We start from the raw sequence: 18,982 nt of genomic DNA, 5'->3' as shown, positions 1-18,982 counted from the left end.
ACACAAGGGTTTCACGGCCTCGGATGTGACGCCGGCCGGGCCCGGCGCCACACCGAGGGCCGTCCGGGTCAGTGCTCCAGCGCACCCGCCGGGACGAAGCCGCGGGCCGCGTCGTCCAAAAGGGACACTTGCGCCGCGCCGACGTCGAAGTACATGCCGGTGAGCCGGAGCGCGCCGCGCTCGAGGGCGGCCGCCACCACCGGGTAGGCGCGCAGGATCTCCAGCTGCTGCACCACGTTCTGCAGCGCGAGCTGGTCGGCCTCGGCGGCCGGCCGCTCCCCGCCGAGCAGCAACGGCGCTTCGCGGCTTCGGCGTCGCAACGTCGCTTCGCCGTGGCGGAGCCAGCTGCCGAGCTGCTCGAGCCCGGCCGGGGCCTGGCCGAGCAGCGCCTTCATCGCGCCGCAGCCGGAATGGCCGCACACCACGATCTCGGCCACGCCCAGCACGCCGACCGCGTACTCGATCGCCGCGCCGACCGACGAGTCGTCGCCGTCCGGCGGGGGCACCAGGTTGCCGATGTTCCGGACGGTGAACAGGTCGCCCGGCCCGCTGGTGGTGATCAGGTTGGGCACGATCCGCGCGTCGCCGCAGGTGATGAACAGCGTGTGCGGCTGCTGGCCGTGCGCCAGGCCGCTCCACGTGTCGCGCAGCAGCGGCGCGGTGCGGCGCTGGAACTCCGAAGCGCCGCGGCAGAGCAGCGAGCTCGCCGTGCGCTGGGCGGGCAGCACGACGTGCTCGGCCTGCCACTCCGACCACGGCGCGAGCCACCGCGGCACGACCCGCGCGGCGACGCTGCGGCGCACGGTCGGCGCGTCCGAGCTCCCGCGCGCGAACCACGGGTGCCCGATCTCGTCGACCGTCACCGCCCCGGCGTGCGCCTGCTGCCAGCCGCGCAGGCAGTCGAACGCGGCGTGGTCGAGGTAGTCGACGAGCAGCTCCAGCCGGACTTCGGCGTGCGGCGGCACCTCGGCGAGCACCCGGGTCAGCCGCGGCACGGACAGGAACGTCAGCGCGCCTTCGACGACGACGCGGTGGCGTTCGCCGTCCTTCTCGACGTGGATCCCGGAGAAGAGCATCCGCCGCAGCATCATCGCGAGCGCGAGCAGGATCCCCGCCGCGACGCCGGTGAGCAGGTTGACGGCCACCGCGCCGGCGAGCGTGACGACGTACACCGGCAGGTCGCCGTGGCGGCGGACTTCCTTGAGCCCGTTGAGGTTCACGAGCTTCGCCCCGACGTACACCAGCAGCGCGGCGAGCGCGGCCAGCGGGATCAGCCGCAGCACCCCGGTGAGCGCCAGGCAGGCCGCGAGGATCCAGACGCAGTGCAGGATCGCCGACAGCCGGGTGCGCGCGCCCGCCTCGTAGTTGGTCATGCTGCGCACGATGACGCCGGTGACCGGGAACCCGCCGAGCGCGCCGGCGGCGACGTTCGCCGCGCCCTGGCCGATGAGCTCGCGGTCGAGGTCGGTGCGCGGGCCGCCGCGGAGCTTGTCGACCGAGACGGCGGACAGCAGGCTCTCCAGGCCGGCGATGAGCGCGATGGTAAGCGCGGCGAGCGCGAACCCGCCCCAGCCGCCCTCCGGCAGCCGCGGCACGACGTGCAGCGCGGGCAGCCCGGCCGGGAGGTCGACGCGGGGCAGCGACATGCCGGTCAGGACGGACAGCCCGGTGGCGAGCGTGACGGCGGCCAGCGGCGCGGGCACCCGGCGGACGACCGAGGGCAGCCGCGGCCAGGCGACCAGCACGGCGAGGGTGACGACCCCGATCAGCACGGCCTGGTCGTGGTGCGCGGCGATCTGCCGCGGCAGCGCGACGACGTTGGCGAGCGCGGAGCCCTGCGCCGTCCCGCCGAGCACGACGTGCAGCTGCCCGAGCACGAGCGTGACCCCGATGCCCGCGAGCAGCCCGTGCACGATGGCGGGCGAGACGGCGAGCGCGGCCCGGGCGAGCCGGGTCAGCCCGAAGAGGATCTGGAGCAGCCCGGCGGCGACGGTGATCGCGCAGGTGACGGGCCAGCCGTGGGTGGCGATCGTGTCGGCCAGCACCACGGTGAGGGCGGCGGACGGCCCGCTGACCTGCAGCGGCGACCCGCCGAAGAGGCTCGCGACCAGCCCGCCGACGACGGCGGAGACGAGGCCGGAGAGCAGCGGCGCCCCGGCGGCGAAGGCCACGCCGAGGGACAGGGGGACGGCGACGAGGAAGACGACGATCGACGCGAGGAGGTCGTGCTTGAGGTTCTCCCGGTGGTGGGGGTGCTTCGGGGGGCCGGTGTCGTGTTCGCCACGAACGATCTCGATCATGGGGGCAGGATCGCCGAAACCAGGCGAAATGTCTGCTACGCAAGCATTTCTCGCGTTTGCTCCGGTACGGATCGGTTCGCGCCGGCGGATCTTTCAGGCGAACCGCGTCCCGGCAACCTCCGCCGATCGCGTGGTGTCGATCTTGCTCCGGCACGCAGCGCGACGATGAGGGACCTTCGGGTCTCGCTGTGGGCGTGGTCACACCCGATGTGCTGAAATCACGCCTTTTCGGCGACCGCGAGCATCGCGCGGGTGATCACGGCCAGGTCGTCGTCCGTCGAAACGTACGGCGGCATCGCGTAGACGAGGTCCCGGAACGGCCGCAGCCAAGCGCCGTGCCCGGTGACCACCTCGGTCGCCACCGCCATGTCGACCGGGTGGTCCAGCTGCAGCACGCCGATGCCGCCGAGGACCCGGACGTCGGTGACCGACGGGAGGTCGCGCGCCGGGGCGAGTCCGTCCAGGAGGCCCTTCTCCAAGCGGGTGACGTCGTGGCGCCAGCCGCCGTCGGCGAGCAGGCCGAGCGAGGCGTTCGCGACCGCCGACGCCAGCGGGTTGCCCATGAACGTCGGGCCGTGCGCGAGCACCGGGAGCGCGCCGCGCGAAATGCCCGCCGCCACCTCCGGGGTGCACAGGGTTGCCGCCATGCTCAGGTAGCCGCCGGTCAGGGCCTTGCCCACGCACAGGACGTCGGGCGTCACGCCCGCGTGCTCCGCGGCGAAGAGCGTGCCGGTGCGGCCGAAGCCGGTCGCGATCTCGTCGAAGATCAGCAGCACGTCGTGCGCTTCGGTCAGTTCCCGCAGCGCGCGCAGGTAGGCGGGGTGGTGGAAGCGCATGCCGCCGGCGCCCTGCACGACCGGTTCGACGATCACCGCCGCGAGTTCCCCGGCGTGCGCGGCGATCGCCTCGGCCAGGATGTCCACATAGGACTGATCCGGCGGCGCGTCGAACCCGGACGGCGGCGCGGGCACGAAGACCTGCTCCGGCAGCACCCCGCGCCACAGCGAGTGCATGCCGCCGTCGGGGTCGCACACGCTCATCGGCGTGAACGTGTCGCCGTGGTAGCCGCCGCGCCAGGTGAGCAGCCGGCGCTTCTCCGGCAGCCCGCGCGAACGCTGGTACTGCAGGCACATCTTCGCGGCGACCTCGACCGACACCGACCCGGAGTCGCAGAGGAAGACGTGCTCCAGCCCGTCCGGGGTCAGGTCGACGAGGGTCTTCGCCAGGGTGATCGCGGGTTCGTGCGTCAGGCCGCCGAACATGACGTGGCTCATCCGCCCGGCCTGCGCGGTGAGCGCGGCGTCGAGCACCGGGTGCCGGTAGCCGTGGATGGCCGACCACCACGACGACATCCCGTCGACGAGCTCGCGGCCGTCGGCCAGCTTGAGCCGCACCCCGCTCGCCTCGGTCACCAGCAGCGACGGCACCTTCGCCGGCATCGGCGCGTACGGGTGCCACACGTGCTGGGCGTCCAAGGCGAGCAGGTCGGTGTCCATCAGCCGACCTTACGACGTCACTTCAGCCGGACCGGCAACGCCTCCAACCCGTGCACCAGCGAGCTCGGCCGGTACACCAGCTCGTCCGGCTTCGCGTCCAGCGCCAGCTCCGGGAACCGGGCGATCAGCCCGCCCAGCGCGATCTCCGCTTCCAGGCGGGCCAGCGGCGCGCCCACGCAGTAGTGGATGCCGTGCCCGAAGGCCAGGTGCCCGCCCGCCGCGCGCGTGATGTCCAGGCGGTCCGGCTCCGGGTAGCGCTCGGCGTCCCGGTTCGCTCCCAGCAGCGAGACGAGCACGAACTCGCCTTCCGGGATCGTCACGCCGCCCACCTCGACCGGCTCGGCGGTGAACCGCAGTGTCGCCAGGTGGATCGGGCCGTCGAAGCGCAGCAGCTCCTCGACGGCGTTGGGCAGCAGCTCCGGCTCGGCGCGCAGCCGGGCCAGCTGCGCCGGCTCGCGCAGCAGCGCCAGCACGCCGTTGGCGATCAGGTTGACCGTGGTCTCGTGGCCGGCGACCAGCAGCAGGAACGCCATCGAGACGAGCTCGGGCTCGGACAGCGAGTCCCCGTCGTCGGTCGCGTGCACCAGGTCCGACAGCAGGTCCTCGGCCGGCTCGGCGCGCTTCTGCGCGATCAGGTCGGTGAGGTAGCCGAACATGTTCTGCCCGGCGGCCTGCATCTCCTCCGGTTGCGAGGCGCTCAGCAGCGTCTTCGACCACGCGGCGAACTCCGTGCGGTCCTGCGCGCGCACGCCGAGCAGCTCGCAGATCACCGTGATCGGCAGCGGCGCGGCGAAGGCCGGCAGCAGGTCGGCCCGCTCCTGCCCGGCCAGGGCGTCGAGCAGCTCCGAAGTGATCTCCTCCACCCGCGGCCGCAGCCGGGCGATGGTCCGCGCCGTGAAGGCCTTGTTCACCAGCTTGCGCAGCCGCGTGTGGTCCGGCGGGTCGGAGTTGAGCATGTGGAAGCCGAGATCCGCACCCACCCCGGCCTGGGTCGCCTGGCCCGAGGGCAGCTTCGCCTCGAACAGTTCGCGGGCGCGCGCGCTGTTCTTGTGCAGCCGCGGATCCGCCAGCAGCGCCCTCGCCTGCGCGAAGTCCGTCACTATGTAGCAGTCCAGGCCGCGCGGCATCCGGGTCCGGCGCACCGGCCCGCCCGCGCGCAGCAGCTCCGCGAACAGGTGCGCGTCCTGCGCGAAGTCCTCGGCCACCTCGAAAGTCGTCATCCCGCTCCCCCGTGCAGTCCGCTTCAGCGCTCGGCGAGTGCCGCCACCACGCGCTCGGTCACGTCCTGCCAGTATGCCCGCTGTTGCTCGCGTTCTTCCGCGTCCGCGAGCCATTCTTGGTGGAACCGCAGCGTGGTCTTGGCGCCCGCGCCGCTCAGCCGCACCTGGACGGTCGAGTCGTGGTCCCAGTCGCCCGGACGCCACGTGAGCCGCACGCGGTCGTTCTCGGCGTAGCCGCGGATCTCGCCGACCGTGCCGTTCGCCGTTTCGTACTCCGCGCCCGGTTCGCGCGGCAGTTCCACGCCGGGACCGAGCCAGATCGCGACGCCGTCCCGGCTGACCAGGAACTCCCAGACCGTCTCCGCCGTGTACGGCAGCGTCCGCGAAACCCCGATGTTCCACCCGACATCGGCCGTTTTCCCCACTGAGGAAGTCATGTCCGCATCCTCCCACCGGGGTACGACAAAACCGGCCGGTGGCCCGGGTGCAGGATCAGTGCTCGTGCGCTACCGCCCCATCTCCCCGGCCGTGCTGGCCGAAGAACTGACCGAACGCATCGACGCGCTCACCGGGCGTCCGCGGTTCGCGGTCGCCGTCGACGGCGCGGCGGGTGCGACGGAAACCACGGAACTCGCCGACGCCCTGGTCGACCCGCTGCGCCTGCGCGGGCGCGCCGCCCTGCGCGTGTCCGCGAAAGACTTCCTGCGTCCCGCGTCGCTGCGCTACGAGCACGGCCGCACGAACCCCGACGCCCGCTACACCGACTGGCTCGACCTCGGCGCCCTCCGCCGTGAAGTGCTCGACCCGCTGGGCGACGGCGGTTCCGGCGAGGTGCTGCCGTCACTGTGGGACGCCGGGCGCGACCGCGCGACCCGGGCGGAGCGGGTGCCCGTCCCCGAAGGCGGCGTCGTGCTCCTCGACGGCGAACTGCTGCTCGGCGCCGGCCTGGCCTTCGACCTGGCCGTGCACCTGTGGCTCTCCCCCGCCGCGCTGCACCGCCGCGTCCTCCAGGAGTGGGCGGTCCCGGCTTACGAACGCTACGAGGAAGAAGTGGACCCGAGCTCGCTCGCCGACGTCGTCGTGCGCGTCGACGACCCGCGGCACCCGGCGCTCTACACGCCGTGAAGCTCAGCGGACGACGGCCACCGGATCGCCGTCGAGCAGGCCGGACAGCCGCCCGGCCATGGTGTCCCACCGCCAGTTCTCGGTGACCCAGGCCCGGCCCGCCTCGCCCATCCGGCGCGCCCGCACCGGGTCGGCCAGGAGGCTGGCCACGGTCTCGGCGAGCTGACCGGTGTCGCGGCCTTCGACGACGTGCCCGGTGACCTCGTCGAGCACCGTTTCCGGGGCCCCGCCGGAGTTGCCGGCCACGACCGGCAGCCCGGTCGCCGACGCCTCCAGGTAGACGATGCCGAGCCCTTCGACGTCGAGCCCCTTGCCGCGGGTGCGGGCGGGCATCGCGAAGACGTCGCCGGCCGCGTAGTGGGCGGGCAGCTCGGACCACGGCACCGAGCCGGTGAGCACGACGTCGCGCTCCAGGCCGAGCCCGGTGACCAGCTGGCCGAGCTTCTTGCGGTACGGCCCGCCGCCGACGATCAGCAGCGCCGCGTCCGGCACGCGTTCGCGGATCAGCGGCAGCGCGCGGATCAGCTGGTCCTGGCCCTTGCGCGGGACAAGCCGCGACACGCAGACGACGGTCGGCCGGCCGGAAAGGCCGTGCCGCGCGCGGATTTCCGCGCGGCCGGCGGGATCCGGCCGGTACAGCCCGGTGTCCACACCGGACGGCAGCAGCTCCAGCCCGGCCATCGGGCCGAACGCGGCGGCGAACCGGCCGCGCGTGTACCGGCTGACGTAGGTGACGGCGTCCACGGTGTCGCCGATGCGGCGCAACGCCTGCCGCGACGCCGGGAGCATGGACCAGCCGACTTCGTGGCCGTGCGTCGACGCCACGATCCGCCGCGCACCCGCTTGGCGCAGCGAGTGCCCCAGCAGCGCCAGCGGAGCCGCGGCGCCGAACCAGACGGCTTCGCAGTCCCGCGCCCGCATGATCTGCTTCGCGCGGCGGAGCACGTCCGGCGTCGGCAGCATCAGCGACGTCGGGTGCCGCACGACCTCGAACGGCGCTTCGGCGTCGAACTCCTCGTGCGACCCCGTCCGAGACTCCCACGAAGGTGCGTAGACGACCAGGTCGTCCGACGGCAGCCGGGTGGCGAGGGAGTTCAGGTAGTTCTGGATCCCCCCGGGCCGCGGCGGGAAGTCGTTGGTCACGAGCAGGGTCTTGAGCACGTCCCAGAGGCTAGCGGCCGCCTCGGCCGGCACAGCCGAAAGGGCGGCACCGCGTGTGCGGTACCGCCCTTTCGACAGCTGCGCTCGGAATCACGACGTGGGGCGGCGTGCTCCCGCGTACTGGCTCTGCAGCGGCGAAATCTTCACGACGTCGCCGGTGTCGGGCGCGTGCACCATCTTGCCGTCGCCGATGTACATGCCGACGTGCGAGACGGGCGAGTAGTAGAACACGAGGTCGCCCGGCTGGAGCTGGTCGCGCGGCACCGCGGCGCCGAACGTGGACTGCTCGCGGCTCGAGCGGGGCAGCTTGATCCCGGCCTTGCCGTAAGCCCACAGCATCAGGCCCGAGCAGTCGAACGAGCTGGGACCGGTGTCGCCCCAGCCGTAGGGGCTGCCGAGCTTGCTCAGCGCCGCGTTGACCGCGGTCTGGGCGGCCGCGGTGGGCGCCTGGACGTTCGGCGCCGTGCCGCCCTTGTCGCCCTGCAGGGCCTTGTCGGCCGCGCTGAGGCTCTTGTTGGCGGCCTTGAGCTGGTTGATCTGGTCGTTCAGCGTCTTCTGCTTGGCCTGGATGTCCTGCGTCAGCTTCGCCGCGGCGTCACGGGCGTCCGTCGCGCGCTTCGCCGCGTCGGTCGCCTTGGCGGTGGCGTCGTTGGCCTGCTGGACGGCGCCGGTGAGGTTGCCCATCGCGCCGTTCTTCTCGGTCGCGATCACCTCGAGCGCCGAGGAGCGGTCGAGGAAGTCCTGCGTGGACGTGCCGGCCAGCAGCGCGGACAGCTTGTTGAGCTGGACCCCGCTGGTGAACGACGCGCCGGCGAACTTGTCGACCTCGGTCTGGTACTTCTTCTGGTTCGCGGACGCCTGGGCGGCCTGGTCCTTCGCCGCGTTGACGTCGTTGGAGGCCTTGTCGAGCTCACCCTGCTTGGCCTTCAGGTCGTCCTGGGCCTTGAGCAGGTCTTCGTTGAGCTTTTCGGCCTGTGCCGCGAGGTCGCGGTACTGGGCGAGGGCGTCCGAACCGGTGGGCGGAGCCTGGAGGACGGGGACGGGGGCGGCGATGGCCGTCGGCTGGGCCACGGTGACGAGGGTGATCACCGAAGCCGCGGCGAGGGCACCTGACACCACGCGCCTGACTGGATGCGACTGCACGGTCGCGCGGGTCTCCTTTGGTCTCGGCCGCCGTCGGGGACCGGGGCACGAAGAGGCCGGGGAGTCCTCTTCGCCGCTCGTCCCCACCGCTTCGGGGCTGCTTCATCCGCAACTGGTGAAGCAAGCGGTGGTGGTTCCGGTTCCCAGCTTCCCGACAAAGCTGCGTCCGGCGGCGATCTCGCGTCGCCGCCTACATCGACGGCCGGGGGCCACGAGATCTCGGACAGGTTACGAAAAGTCCGCCACGACGTCCACCACCCGTCGGCCAAAAACTCTCCGTAGCGCCCGGAAACACCATCGGACCAGCTATGGAGAAAACATGTGATGGGCGTTACACGCTGGGGATATTCCCGCAGCCTGTTCGGTCACCGACCGTTCACCTGATCCGATCGACCATTCGGCGCGCCGACACGAAACGGGCGCGTCAGGCGGTGCGCAAAGCCGCTCCCTCCACCAAGCGCAGCCGCGGCACCATCCCCGCTTCGGCGAGTGCGTCGACGGCGCGGCGCTCGTCGGCGTCCCACACGACGGCGGGCGGCGCGCCGAGCAGCACGCTGATCACGCAGTCGTGGCAGGAGATGCCGCGCACGACGCAGCGATCGCAGTCCACCACGAGGTTCTCGATGTCCTCGACGGATATGTGCGAGACGTCCACTTCGGACAGGTCAGGGGTGTCGTTCACGTGGTCCTCCTCACGTCGGTTCCGACTTGAGGAGGACGGTACGGGGCACCCCCGACAGTTTCGGGCGAGCAAGCCCACGCCCCCGGGTCGGCCGCGGCGCGCGAGACGTCATGAACGACCCTTTCACCGCGTCCGACGCGGTGAACGACCCGTCCATGACATCCCGGGCCGCGCGATCGGGTGAAGAGGTGGTGGCGGGCAGGTTCGGCGGCCGGCATGCAGATACGCCCGGGCTCGCGCCACCAGACCCAGCACGTCGCACCGGTCACGCCCTCCGGCTCGACCTGAGCCGAAGGACCGACCGGCCCGTTCGCCCCGACCCCGGTCCGGGATCGGGTGAAGGGTCGGCCGGTCAGACCCGGGACAGGCGGCTGACCAGCACCGACGAGGGTGTCGGGTGGGCGCCGCCGCCGCGGACCGAGTCCGCCACCGCGCGGTCGGACGTCGCGACCACCATCGGCCGGCCCGCGGGCTCGGTCGCGACGATGTTGCGGATCACGTCGTCGGCCAGCACGCCGCGGTCGGAGAACAGCACCCGCACCCCGCGCGGCACCGACGCGGGGACCGACAGCACGCCGGCGCCGTCGAAGACCACGGTGACCTCGGCGGACGTGCGGGCGGCCAGCGCCTGGAGCTGGTGGATCAGCCGGTCGCGCTGGTCGGCGAGGGCCAGTTCCGGGTAGCCGGTCTTCGTGACGTTGTAGCCGTCGACGATCAGGTGGACGTTGGGCAGCGCGAGGTAGCGGTCCAACGTGGACACGTCGGCGATCTTGCCGCCCTGCCCGGTGCCGGACCGGGTGCCGCGCACCATGTCCGCGGGGCGGGCGCCGCGGGCGCCGATGGCGAGTTCGCGCCGCAGGCCGTTGACGGCGCCGTCGATCGTGTCGATGAGCAGCCCCAGCCGCACCTCGTCGGCCTGCCGGGCCTCGCGGGCGGACTGGCGCGCTATCTCGGCGTCGGCGGCCGCGCGTTCGGCGCGGGCACGTTCCCCGGCGACGCGCTGGCGTTCGCGGTCGAGCTGCGCGGTCAGCGCGGCGATCTCGTCGGCGCGGGCGGCGGAACCGCGGTCGGCCTCGGCGGCCGCCGCTTCGGCCGCGTCACGGGCCTGGCGCAGCTGGACGCCTTGCTCGCGAAGGCGTTTCAGGAGCTTCTCGACTTCGCCTTCGCGCTCGCCCCGGGCGCTTTCGGCGGTCTGCCGGGCCTCGGCGAGCTCCGCGCGGACCTGGCCGAGTTCGGCTTCGAGCCGCTGGTTGCGGGCCAGCGCGGCGTCGCGTTCGGCGCGCAGGGCGTTCTCTTCGGCGTTCTTGGCGACCAGCCGCACGCGCCCGGCGGCGCCGGACTCCCCGAGCAGGACGGCCGCGGCCGCCGCGGCGACCGAGTCGGTGGCATTGGGGTCGAGCGCGTCGGTGCGGTGTTCGCGCAACCACTCGATGACGGCGGTGCGGAACTGCGAGGACTCGCCCAGTGAGGCCAGCAGGGCGGCCCCGCCGAGCTTGGCGCGCTTGGCGGGGGCGAACTTGGCGACCGGCCGCAGCTGGCGCGGCACGTCGGTGCCGGGGAGCTTGGCGACGGCGGCCGCGGCGAGCTCGGCGATGCGGTCCCGGACGGGCTCGGGCAGCACCGGCCAGGTGGCGGGTTCCGGCCGGTCAGCGGCCTCTTCAGCCGGTTCCGGACGCGAGGCGACACCCGAGGGACCGGCGGGGTCCCCTGGCGGCTCCGGCACGAGCGGCTGCGGGTGCATTGGTCCAGGGTAGGCCCCGCCCCCGCATCCCGCGCCGCGCGGCACACGGACCGGCCGCGCGCGGAAACTGTCGGTGGTCGGCCCTACAGTCCGACCATGCGTTCGATCCAGGCACAACTCGCGTTCGACGAGCTCGGAACCCCGTTGCGGGAAACGACTTTCGTGGTCTTCGACCTGGAAACCACGGGAGCCGGGCCGGGCGCGTCCGAAATCACCGAAATCGGCGCGGTGAAGGTGCGCGCGGGCGAGGTGCTCGGCGAGTTCGCGACCCTGGTCAACCCGGGCAAGACCATCCCGCCGCAGATCGTCTCGCTGACGGGCATCACCCAGCTGATGGTGTACGACGCCCCGCCGATCGAGGAGGTGCTGCCGGCGTTCCTGGAGTTCATCGGCGGCTCGGTGCTGGTGGCGCACAACTCGGGCTTCGACACCTCGCACATGCGGGCCGCCTGCGAGGCGCACGGGTACGTGTGGCCGAAGCTGACGGTGGTGTGCACCGCGCGGCTGGCCCGCCGGGTCGTGCCGCGCGACGAGGTGGGGCGCTACAACCTGACGGCGCTGGCGTTGCTGTTCGGCGCCCGGACCCGCCCGACGCACCGCGCGCTGGACGACGCGCGGGCCACGGTCGACGTCCTGCACGGCCTGCTGGAGCGCGTCGGCAACCTGGGCGTCCATTCGCTCGAGGAGCTGATGGGCTACCTCCCGGAGGTGACGGTCGCCCAGCGCGCGAAACGGCACCTGGCGGCGGACCTGCCGGCCGCGCCGGGGGTCTACCTGTTCAAGGGCCCGAAGGAGGAGGTCCTGTACGTCGGCACGGCGAAGGACCTGCGGCGGCGGGTGCGGACGTACTTCACGGGTTCGGAGAACCGCAGCCGGATCCGCGAGATGGTCGCGCTGGCCGAGCGCGTCGACCACGTCGTGTGCGCGCACGCGCTGGAGGCGGAGGTGCGCGAGCTGCGGCTGATCGCGGCGCACCGGCCCGCGTACAACCGCCGGTCGAAGAACCGCCACCAGGGCTGGTGGATCGGGCTGACGGACGAGGCCTTCCCCCGCCTGTCGGTGGTCCGCCTGCCGCGCCCGGGCGTGCTGGGCCCGTTCCGCAACCAGGCGGACGCCCGCGCGACGGCGGACACCCTGGCCGGCGCGTCCGGCCTGCGCACGTGCACGCAGCGGATCTCACCCCGCTCCCCGAACGGCACCCCGTGCGTCCTGGCGGAGCTGGGCCGCTGCGGCGCCCCCTGCGCGGGACGGCAGAGCGTCGAGGCGTACGAGCCGTTGGTGGCGTCGGCGTCCGGCCTGATCGCGGGCCTGGACGGCCGCCCCCTGCACACCGCGGCGGAGCACGTGGAGCGGCTGGCGGCCGGTGAGCACTACGAACAGGCGGCCCGCCATCGCGACGAGCTGGCGGCCTTGATCCGGGCGCTGGGGAGGGCGCACCGGCAGGGATCGCTGGCCTCGATCGGCGAGCTGATCGCGGCGGGCCCGGACGGCGCGGGCGGCTGGGAACTGGCGGTGATCCGCTACGGACGCCTGGCGTCGGCGGGAGTCGCCCCGCGAGGGGTGCCGCCGATGCCGGTGGTCGAGGTTCTGGTGGCTTCGGCGGAGACGGTGCTGCCGGAACCGGGGCCCCTGCACGGCGCGCCGCCGGAGGAGGTCGGGGTGTTGCTGCGGTGGCTGGCTCGCCCGGGTGTCCGGTTGGTGAGGACGACGAGGCCGTGGGCGGAGCCGGCGGCGGTCGCGGGGTGGCGGGGGTGGCTCGACCTGGTGACGGAGGCGCATTCACTGGAGCACGTGAGTTGACGGGGCGGTCGCGGGGCCAACCGCAGCGGCGGGTGCCACTGCTCCCGGGCGCAAGCAGGCCGGCGTGCCGTCACCCCCGAGCGGGCACCTCGCCATCGGGCGCCACTGAAGCCGCAGGGCGACCGCGCGGTCCGTCTCGGCCCCCGCACCCTCACCCCACCGATCTGTCCAGCGCATCGAGCAGCCAGGTGTGCGCAACCCCCATCGGCGCCGCCTCCCCCGTGACCTCCCCCGCCAGCTGCCAGTACCGCCGCAGCCGGGGCGACCGGTCCACCGCCGTCCGCCGGTTCAGCGCGCGGCGGAACTCCAGGCTGTCCGCCCTCCGGTGCGCCGTCGCGTGAGCCGCCACGAACCGGTCCAGCGCCGCCCCGGACGCGGGTGGCCGCCCGGCCACCACCGCATCGGCCGCCAGTCCGCACGCCTCCCCCACCTCGGCGTGCAGCACCCCCAGATCCGCGATCCGCTCGTGCGCCACCAGCGTGCTCGCCCGCAGCCCCACGGCCAGCTCCCGGTCGGCCGCCAGCACGACCAGCTCCGCATACGCGACCACCTGCGCGGTCGTCGGGGAATCCGGCGGCAGCGGCGCACTGAGGTCCAGGAACATCCGGGCCGTGTCCGGCGGGATCGGGCCCGCGGTCATCGGCTCCCACAGCCGCACCAGCGCGGCACGCGCCCCCTCGCCGTCCTGGACCGCCGAGAGCAGGTCCAGCCGGGACGGGGCCTCCTCCACCGCCCGCAGCACCGAACGCCGCCAGGAGAGGGTTGCCAGCTCGCGGTCCAGTGCCGTCCGCTCGGCCGCCACCGCGTCGTCCAGGGAGCGGTCGCCCGCGAGGACGCCGGTGATCGACCGCAGGCCCAGCCCGAGGCCGCGCAGCCGGCGCACCAGGTTCAGCCGGTCGACCGCCCCCGCCTCGAACCGGCGGTGGCCGCCCACACTGCGGGCCGGCTCCAGCAGGCCCTCGTCGCAGTAGAACCGGATCGTGCGGACCGGGACCCCCGTCCGGCGGGCCAGGTCGCCGATGCCCAGTGTGTCCTCGGTCACCTTCGGTCGAACCTCCAGCCGGGTGGAATTCCTACGGTACGGCCATGGACACCACCAGACTCGCCGAAGGCCTCCACGACCACACCGCCGGGTTCGCCGGGGCGGTGACCGGCGCCGACCCCGAAGCCCGGGTCCCCACCTGCCCCGAATGGCCGCTGCGGGTGCTCGTCGGGCACATCGGCCAGGCCCACCGCTGGGCCGCGGGCATCGTCCGCTCCGGGCCCTCCCCCGTCCCCGACCCGTTCGACGCCGACCCCGGCTCGCCCGAGAAGTGGTCCGACTGGCTGCTCCAGGGCGCCGCCGACCTCGAAGACGCCGTCCTGGCCGCCGGCGAGACGCCGGTGTGGACGTTCTTCGGCCCCGGACCCGCCCGGTTCTGGCTGCGGCGGATGGCGCACGACACCACCGTCCACCACGCCGACGCCGCGTTCGCCACCGGCGCCGCCTTCGAGGTCGCCCCCGACCTCGCCGCCGACGCCATCAGCGAGTGGCTGGACGTCCTGTCCGACCCCGTGACGCCGACCCTCAACCCCGCCTTCGCCGAGCTCCGCGGCACCGGCCAGACCCTGTGGGTCGCCCCGGACGACGGCCCCGGCTGGCTCGTCACCCGCACCCCGGACGGCGTCCGCTGGGCCCCCGGCGGCGACGCGGCCGACGCGACCCTCGCCGGGCCCGTCCAGGACCTCCTGCTCGTCCTCACCCGCCGGCTCCCCGCGGACCGCGTGCGCCGCACCGGCGACCGCGCCCTGGCCGAGCACTGGCTGGCGCACACGGCGGCGTAGCGAGGCGGCTCACTAGGATCACCGGCGACACCCGCAGCCGAGTCTTGGAGGACCCCAGGTGATCACCGCGATCGTGTTGATCCAGGTTGAGGCGGACGCGATCCCGGACGCGGCCCAGGCGATCGCCGACATCGACGGTGTCGGCGAGGTCTACTCGTGCGCCGGGGACGTCGACCTCATCGCCACCGTCCAGGTGTCCGCGCACGAGGAGCTGGCCGACCTCATCCCCGGCCGGATCGGGAAGGTGCCGGGCGTGCTGGACACCGTCACGCACATCGCGTTCCGGTCGTACTCCCGCACCGACACCGAGTCGGCCTTCTCGATCGGCGTCGAAGACTGACCGGCGGGGTCAGGCCGGCTGCCAGAGCTCGACGCGGTTCCCGGCGGGGTCGGTGACCCAGCCGAAGCGGCCGATGCCGTCCATGTCCTGGACCTCTTCGGCGACGTCGGCGCCCTTGGCGCGCAGCTGCGCGAGCATCGCGTCGAGGTCGCGGACCCGGAAGTTGAGCATGACCTGCTGCGACGGCGACCCGAAGTAGTCCGTCCCGGCCTCGAACGGCGCGAAGACCGTCGGCCCCGGCTGCTGCTGCCACGAGCCGTGCTCGTCGGCGTCGAGGCCCAGGAAGTCCCGGTACCAGGCCCCCAGGGCGGCCGGGTCCGCCGCGCGGAAGAAGTAACCACCGATGCCGAGCACACGTTCCATGCCGCGCATCGTGCCAGCCCGGAAACACCGATGGCCACCGCCGGCGAACCGGCGGTGGCCATCGGGCTGATCTGCGGTGCTAGTGGTCCGACCGCTTGGCGGCCGAGGCCGCTTCGGCGGAGTCGAACTCACCGTGCTGGCCGTTCTCGTCCGCGGAGTGGCCGTTGCCGTGCCCGTTGCCGTGGGCCCGCTCCAGCGCGGCGGTCTCCTCGGCGGGGTCCGGCGACCAGAGCGTGCCCGGGACGGCGTGCCCGGCCGAGCCCAGCTTGTTCATCTTCTTCGGCACGGACGCGCCCTGGTACTCGAGCGGGATCGCGTGGCCGTGGCTGTCCACGCCGGCGAGCGGCTGGTGGATCTCGATGAACTCACCGTGCGGCAGCCGCTTGATGATGCCCGTCTCGACGCCGTGCTCCAGCACCTCGCGGTCGGCCCGCTGCAGGCCCAGGCAGAGCCGGTAGGTGAGGTAGTAGGCGACCGGCGGCACGAGCAGGACGCCGATGCGGCCCGCCCACGTCGTCGCGTTCAGGGAGATGTCGAACTGGTCGGCGATGATGTCGTTGAAGCCCGACAGCTCGATCACCATGAAGAAGCCCAGCGCCATCGCGCCCAGCGCCGTGCGGACCGGGACGTCCCGGGGCCGCTGGAGCAGGTTGTGGTGCGCGGTGTCCTTGGACAGCCTCCGCTCGATGAACGGGTAGCCCAGGAACAGGCCGAACAGGATCGGCATGCCGATCGCGCCGGGGAAGAACACCGCCGGGATCGTGTAGTTCCCGAGGTAGACCTCCCACGCGGGCCAGATCCGGAGCATGCCGTCCGCCCAGGCCATGTACCAGTCGGGCTGCGAGCCCGCCGACACCTGCGCCGGGTTGTACGGGCCGAAGTTCCACACCGGGTTGATCTGGAACAGCCCCGACATCAACGCCAGCACCCCGATGACCAGGGTGAAGAACGCCCCGCCCTTGAGCGCGAAGTACGGCATGATCCGCACCCCGACCACGTTGGTCTCCTTGCGGCGCACGCCGGGGAACTGGGTGTGCTTCTGGTACCAGACCAGCGCCAGGTGCGCCCCGACCAGCGCCAGCATGATGCCCGGCAGCAGCAGGATGTGCAGCGTGTACAACCGCGGGATGATCTGGTCGCCCGGGAACTCACCACCGAAGAGCGCCCAGTGGATCCAGGTCCCCATCACCGGCACCGACAGCACGATCCCCGACAGCGTCGCCCGGATACCGGTACCCGAAAGCAGGTCGTCGGGCAGGGAGTAGCCGAAGAAACCCTCGAAGCACCCCAGGATCAGCAGCAGCCCGCCGATCACCCAGTTCGCCTCACGCGGGCGCCGGAACGCACCGGTGAAGAAGATCCGCAGCATGTGCACGGCCATCGACGCCACGAAGATCAGCGCCGCCCAGTGGTGCAGCTGCCGCATGAACAGCCCACCGCGGACGTCGAAGGAGATGTCCAGCGTCGTGCGGAACGCCTGCGACATCTCCAGGCCCTGCATGTTCGTGAAGCTGCCGTGGTAGACGACCTCCTGCATGGAGGGGTCGAAGAACAGCGTCAGGTACACACCGGTGAGCAGCAGGATGATGAAGCTGTAGAGCGCGATCTCGCCGAGCAGGAACGACCAGTGCGTCGGGAACACCTTGTTCAGCTGGTGCCGCAGGCCCTTGGCCGCGTGGTACCGCTGGTCGGCGTTGTTCGCGGCGTCGCCCAGCGCCTTCTCGACCGGGCTCGACCCCTTGGTCGGCGTGGTGAGTGAACTCATGACTTACGCTCCCAAAAGGCCGGACCGATGGCCTCGATGAAGTCGCCTCGCGCGATCAAGTATCCCTCTTCGTCCACCGTGATCGGTAGCTGGGCCAGCGGACGCGTCGCCGGGCCGAAAATCGGCTTGGCGTAGTGCAGCGCGTCGAACTGCGACTGGTGGCAGGGGCACAGGATGCGGTTGGTGCGCTGCTCGTACAGGGAGGTCGGGCAGCCGACGTGGCTGCAGATCTTCGTGTACGCGTACAGGTCGCCGAAGTTGAAGTCCTCCTGGCCGGCGCGCTTGACGACCTTGGCGGCGTCGGTCGGGCGCAGGCGGATGAGCATGACCGGGTTGTCGACGCGGGTCAGCGCCGCGGCCAGCAGCTCCGGCTTGCCCTTCTCGGACTCGCGGTACGGGAAGACCGTCTCCATCGCGCCGGCGTCGAGGTCCTCGGCCTTGACCAGGCTGGCCTCTTCGCCCTCTTCCAGCGGCTTGCCGGTGTTGCGGCGCAGGTAGACCTTCTCGCCGGGGAAGTTCGGCTGCCAGCCGGTGTGCCACAGCGACTCGCGGGTCTCGCTGTCCTTCCACGGGTTCTTGATGAAGGACGCCAGCGGCAGCGCCGCGGCCGCGAGGCCCAGCGTGCCGGCCCCGGCGATCGCCGAGCGCTTGATCAGCGACCGGCGGGCGATGGTGCTGCGGTTCCCGGCGTCGGCCAGGTGCGCGAGGAACGTCTGGCGGTCGACCTCGGCCGACCCCTTGCCCTCGCCGTCACCGCGCTGCTGCACCGCGACCTCGGCGGGCACGAACTTCTTCGTGTACAGGATCACGCCGATGCCGAGGCCGAGGATGGCCAGGCCGAGCGTGATGCCGAGCATCGGCGTGTACAGGCTGTACCAGAAGTGGCCGCTCTCGTTGTCCGGCGACTCGTACTTCCACGGCCACCAGATCAGCGAGACGACGAACCCCAGCCCGGCCAGCGCGGACAGGGCGAACCAGAACGCCACCAGGCGCTCGGCGCGCTTCTCCGCGCGGGTGCCCTCCACGGGCCACGGGGTCGGGTATTCGACGATTTCGACGCCGTCGAGCGCCCCGCCCAGCTTGACCAGCTGGTCCCGGTCCATCTCAGCCAGCTCCGCCTCCGTCGGCGGCTTAGGCCCCTCGGCACTCATGCCTTCGATCCAATCCACAACGTCACGCCGATCAGCGCGGCGATCCCGACGATGAAGGCGATGACGCCCTCGGAAGCGGGGCCGACCCCGCCGAGGCCGTTACCACCCGGGTCATTGTTGCCGTCGGACACCGACTTCACGTAGGCGACGATGTCCTTCTTCTCCTCCGGCGACAGCTGCCGGTCGGAGAACTTCGGCATGTTCTGGGGGCCGGTGAGCATGGCCGTGTAGATCTGCTCTTCGCTGGCCGGGTCCAGGTTCGGCGCGTACTTGCCCGCCGACAGCGCGCCGCCGCGGCCGGTGAAGTTGTGGCACGAAGCGCAGTTGAGGCGGAACAGCTCGCCACCGCGGGCCGGGTCGGAGCCGCGCAGGGCCTCGCCCTTCTCGGCCGGGCGCTGGACGCCGCCGCCGTGCGCCTGGATGTAGGCGCCGACCGCGTCGATCTCGGCCTCGGTCAGCTTCGGCGGCTTCCGCTCGACCTGCGCCTCCTGGCGCGCGGCGGGCATGCGGCCCGAAGAAGTCTGGAAGTACACCGCGGCGTCGCCGATGCCGATCAGGCTCGGCCCGCGGTCCTGCACGCCCTCGAGGTTCGCGCCGTGGCACGCGATGCAGGTGTTGTTGTAGACCTGCTCGCCGAGGCGCAGCTGCGCCGGCGTGCCCTGTGCCTGCGCGGTCTGCGGCTCCGGGGCGAACACGGCGTACAGGGCGCCGGCGCCCACCAGCGCGATACCGAGCGCGAGCAGGCCGGCGAACCGCCTCCGCAGCTTCGACCGCGCGCGGTAGCGGCGCTCCGACGATTTGGTGCTGGTGGTCATCTTGCGGCAACCCTTGCTGTCAGTTCAGGCCGATGGTGAAGGTGGTGGCGGCTGGG

At 72.6% G+C, this 18,982-nt stretch carries 17 protein-coding genes; 4 read left to right on the top strand and 13 right to left on the bottom strand.

What is annotated here, in order from left to right:
* Positions 1 to 68: 68 nt before the first annotated feature.
* The 4 genes from ACLJQM_RS43165 to ACLJQM_RS43150 form a co-directional block, all read right to left on the bottom strand.
* Positions 69 to 2,300 (bottom strand): bifunctional SulP family inorganic anion transporter/carbonic anhydrase, encoded by a 2,232-nt coding sequence (locus tag ACLJQM_RS43165; RefSeq protein WP_247012527.1) that lies wholly within the window; start codon positions 2,298 to 2,300, stop codon positions 69 to 71.
* Between the two features lie 218 nt (positions 2,301 to 2,518).
* Positions 2,519 to 3,796 carry an adenosylmethionine--8-amino-7-oxononanoate transaminase gene (locus ACLJQM_RS43160; RefSeq protein WP_360766263.1) on the bottom strand — a complete coding sequence of 426 codons (1,278 nt, stop codon included), beginning with the start codon at positions 3,794 to 3,796 and terminating at the stop codon, positions 2,519 to 2,521.
* Positions 3,797 to 3,813: 17 nt separating this feature from the next.
* Positions 3,814 to 5,016, bottom strand: coding sequence for a cytochrome P450 family protein (locus ACLJQM_RS43155; protein WP_247012531.1), 1,203 nt, complete (start codon positions 5,014 to 5,016; stop codon positions 3,814 to 3,816).
* Positions 5,017 to 5,039: 23 nt separating this feature from the next.
* On the bottom strand, positions 5,040 to 5,453 hold the full coding sequence (locus ACLJQM_RS43150) for an SRPBCC family protein (RefSeq protein ID WP_247012533.1): 414 nt from the start codon (positions 5,451 to 5,453) through the stop codon (positions 5,040 to 5,042).
* A 64-nt stretch (positions 5,454 to 5,517) separates the two neighbouring features.
* On the opposite strand from ACLJQM_RS43150, the gene ACLJQM_RS43145 reads away from it, so the two are divergent.
* Positions 5,518 to 6,141: a uridine kinase gene (locus ACLJQM_RS43145; RefSeq protein WP_410636085.1), complete on the top strand. Its 624-nt coding sequence runs from the start codon at positions 5,518 to 5,520 to the stop codon at positions 6,139 to 6,141.
* A gap of 3 nt (positions 6,142 to 6,144) precedes the next feature.
* Here the strand turns inward: ACLJQM_RS43145 and ACLJQM_RS43140 are convergent, their stop codons facing one another.
* The 4 genes from ACLJQM_RS43140 to ACLJQM_RS43125 all read right to left on the bottom strand — a co-directional run bounded on the left by ACLJQM_RS43140 (position 6,145) and on the right by ACLJQM_RS43125 (position 10,868).
* Positions 6,145 to 7,302, bottom strand: a complete 1,158-nt coding sequence (locus ACLJQM_RS43140; RefSeq protein ID WP_410636084.1) for a glycosyltransferase family 4 protein — start codon at positions 7,300 to 7,302, stop codon at positions 6,145 to 6,147.
* A gap of 90 nt (positions 7,303 to 7,392) precedes the next feature.
* Entirely contained in the window at positions 7,393 to 8,445 is a 1,053-nt protein-coding gene (locus ACLJQM_RS43135) for an NlpC/P60 family protein (RefSeq protein ID WP_410636083.1), read from the bottom strand.
* 424 nt (positions 8,446 to 8,869) lie between these two features.
* Positions 8,870 to 9,127 (bottom strand): hypothetical protein, encoded by a 258-nt coding sequence (locus ACLJQM_RS43130; protein ID WP_247012537.1) that lies wholly within the window; start codon positions 9,125 to 9,127, stop codon positions 8,870 to 8,872.
* 352 nt (positions 9,128 to 9,479) lie between these two features.
* Positions 9,480 to 10,868 carry an NYN domain-containing protein gene (locus tag ACLJQM_RS43125; RefSeq protein WP_410636082.1) on the bottom strand — a complete coding sequence of 463 codons (1,389 nt, stop codon included), beginning with the start codon at positions 10,866 to 10,868 and terminating at the stop codon, positions 9,480 to 9,482.
* A 96-nt stretch (positions 10,869 to 10,964) separates the two neighbouring features.
* On the opposite strand from ACLJQM_RS43125, the gene ACLJQM_RS43120 reads away from it, so the two are divergent.
* Complete coding sequence (locus tag ACLJQM_RS43120; protein WP_410636081.1) at positions 10,965 to 12,668, top strand: DEDD exonuclease domain-containing protein; 1,704 nt, start codon at positions 10,965 to 10,967, stop codon at positions 12,666 to 12,668.
* A 151-nt stretch (positions 12,669 to 12,819) separates the two neighbouring features.
* Here the strand turns inward: ACLJQM_RS43120 and ACLJQM_RS43115 are convergent, their stop codons facing one another.
* Positions 12,820 to 13,710 (bottom strand): MerR family transcriptional regulator, encoded by an 891-nt coding sequence (locus ACLJQM_RS43115; RefSeq protein WP_410636080.1) that lies wholly within the window; start codon positions 13,708 to 13,710, stop codon positions 12,820 to 12,822.
* Positions 13,711 to 13,754: 44 nt separating this feature from the next.
* On the opposite strand from ACLJQM_RS43115, the gene ACLJQM_RS43110 reads away from it, so the two are divergent.
* On the top strand, positions 13,755 to 14,492 hold the full coding sequence (locus tag ACLJQM_RS43110) for a maleylpyruvate isomerase family mycothiol-dependent enzyme (protein WP_410636079.1): 738 nt from the start codon (positions 13,755 to 13,757) through the stop codon (positions 14,490 to 14,492).
* A gap of 58 nt (positions 14,493 to 14,550) precedes the next feature.
* Positions 14,551 to 14,832, top strand: a complete 282-nt coding sequence (locus ACLJQM_RS43105; RefSeq protein ID WP_247012548.1) for an Lrp/AsnC family transcriptional regulator — start codon at positions 14,551 to 14,553, stop codon at positions 14,830 to 14,832.
* Between the two features lie 9 nt (positions 14,833 to 14,841).
* On the opposite strand, the gene ACLJQM_RS43100 is transcribed toward ACLJQM_RS43105, so the two are convergent.
* The 4 genes from ACLJQM_RS43100 to ACLJQM_RS43085 form a co-directional block, all read right to left on the bottom strand.
* The gene (locus ACLJQM_RS43100; protein ID WP_247012550.1) at positions 14,842 to 15,195 is read right to left on the bottom strand and encodes a VOC family protein; all 354 of its coding nucleotides are present in this window, start codon (positions 15,193 to 15,195) and stop codon (positions 14,842 to 14,844) included.
* Between the two features lie 79 nt (positions 15,196 to 15,274).
* Complete coding sequence (locus ACLJQM_RS43095) at positions 15,275 to 16,960, bottom strand: cytochrome b (protein ID WP_247012552.1); 1,686 nt, start codon at positions 16,958 to 16,960, stop codon at positions 15,275 to 15,277.
* Entirely contained in the window at positions 16,957 to 18,111 is a 1,155-nt protein-coding gene (locus tag ACLJQM_RS43090) for a ubiquinol-cytochrome c reductase iron-sulfur subunit (protein WP_247012554.1), read from the bottom strand. The genes ACLJQM_RS43095 and ACLJQM_RS43090 overlap by 4 nt, the downstream gene beginning before the upstream one ends.
* The gene (locus ACLJQM_RS43085) at positions 18,108 to 18,926 is read right to left on the bottom strand and encodes a c-type cytochrome (protein ID WP_125306905.1); all 819 of its coding nucleotides are present in this window, start codon (positions 18,924 to 18,926) and stop codon (positions 18,108 to 18,110) included. Before ACLJQM_RS43085 ends, ACLJQM_RS43090 begins: the two co-directional genes overlap by 4 nt.
* Positions 18,927 to 18,982 lie beyond the last annotated feature (56 nt).

The organism is Amycolatopsis sp. cmx-4-83, assembly GCF_046548815.1.
Classification (GTDB): Bacteria; Actinomycetota; Actinomycetes; order Mycobacteriales; family Pseudonocardiaceae; genus Amycolatopsis; species Amycolatopsis pretoriensis_A.
This window is presented reverse-complemented; position numbering and strand designations above follow the sequence as displayed.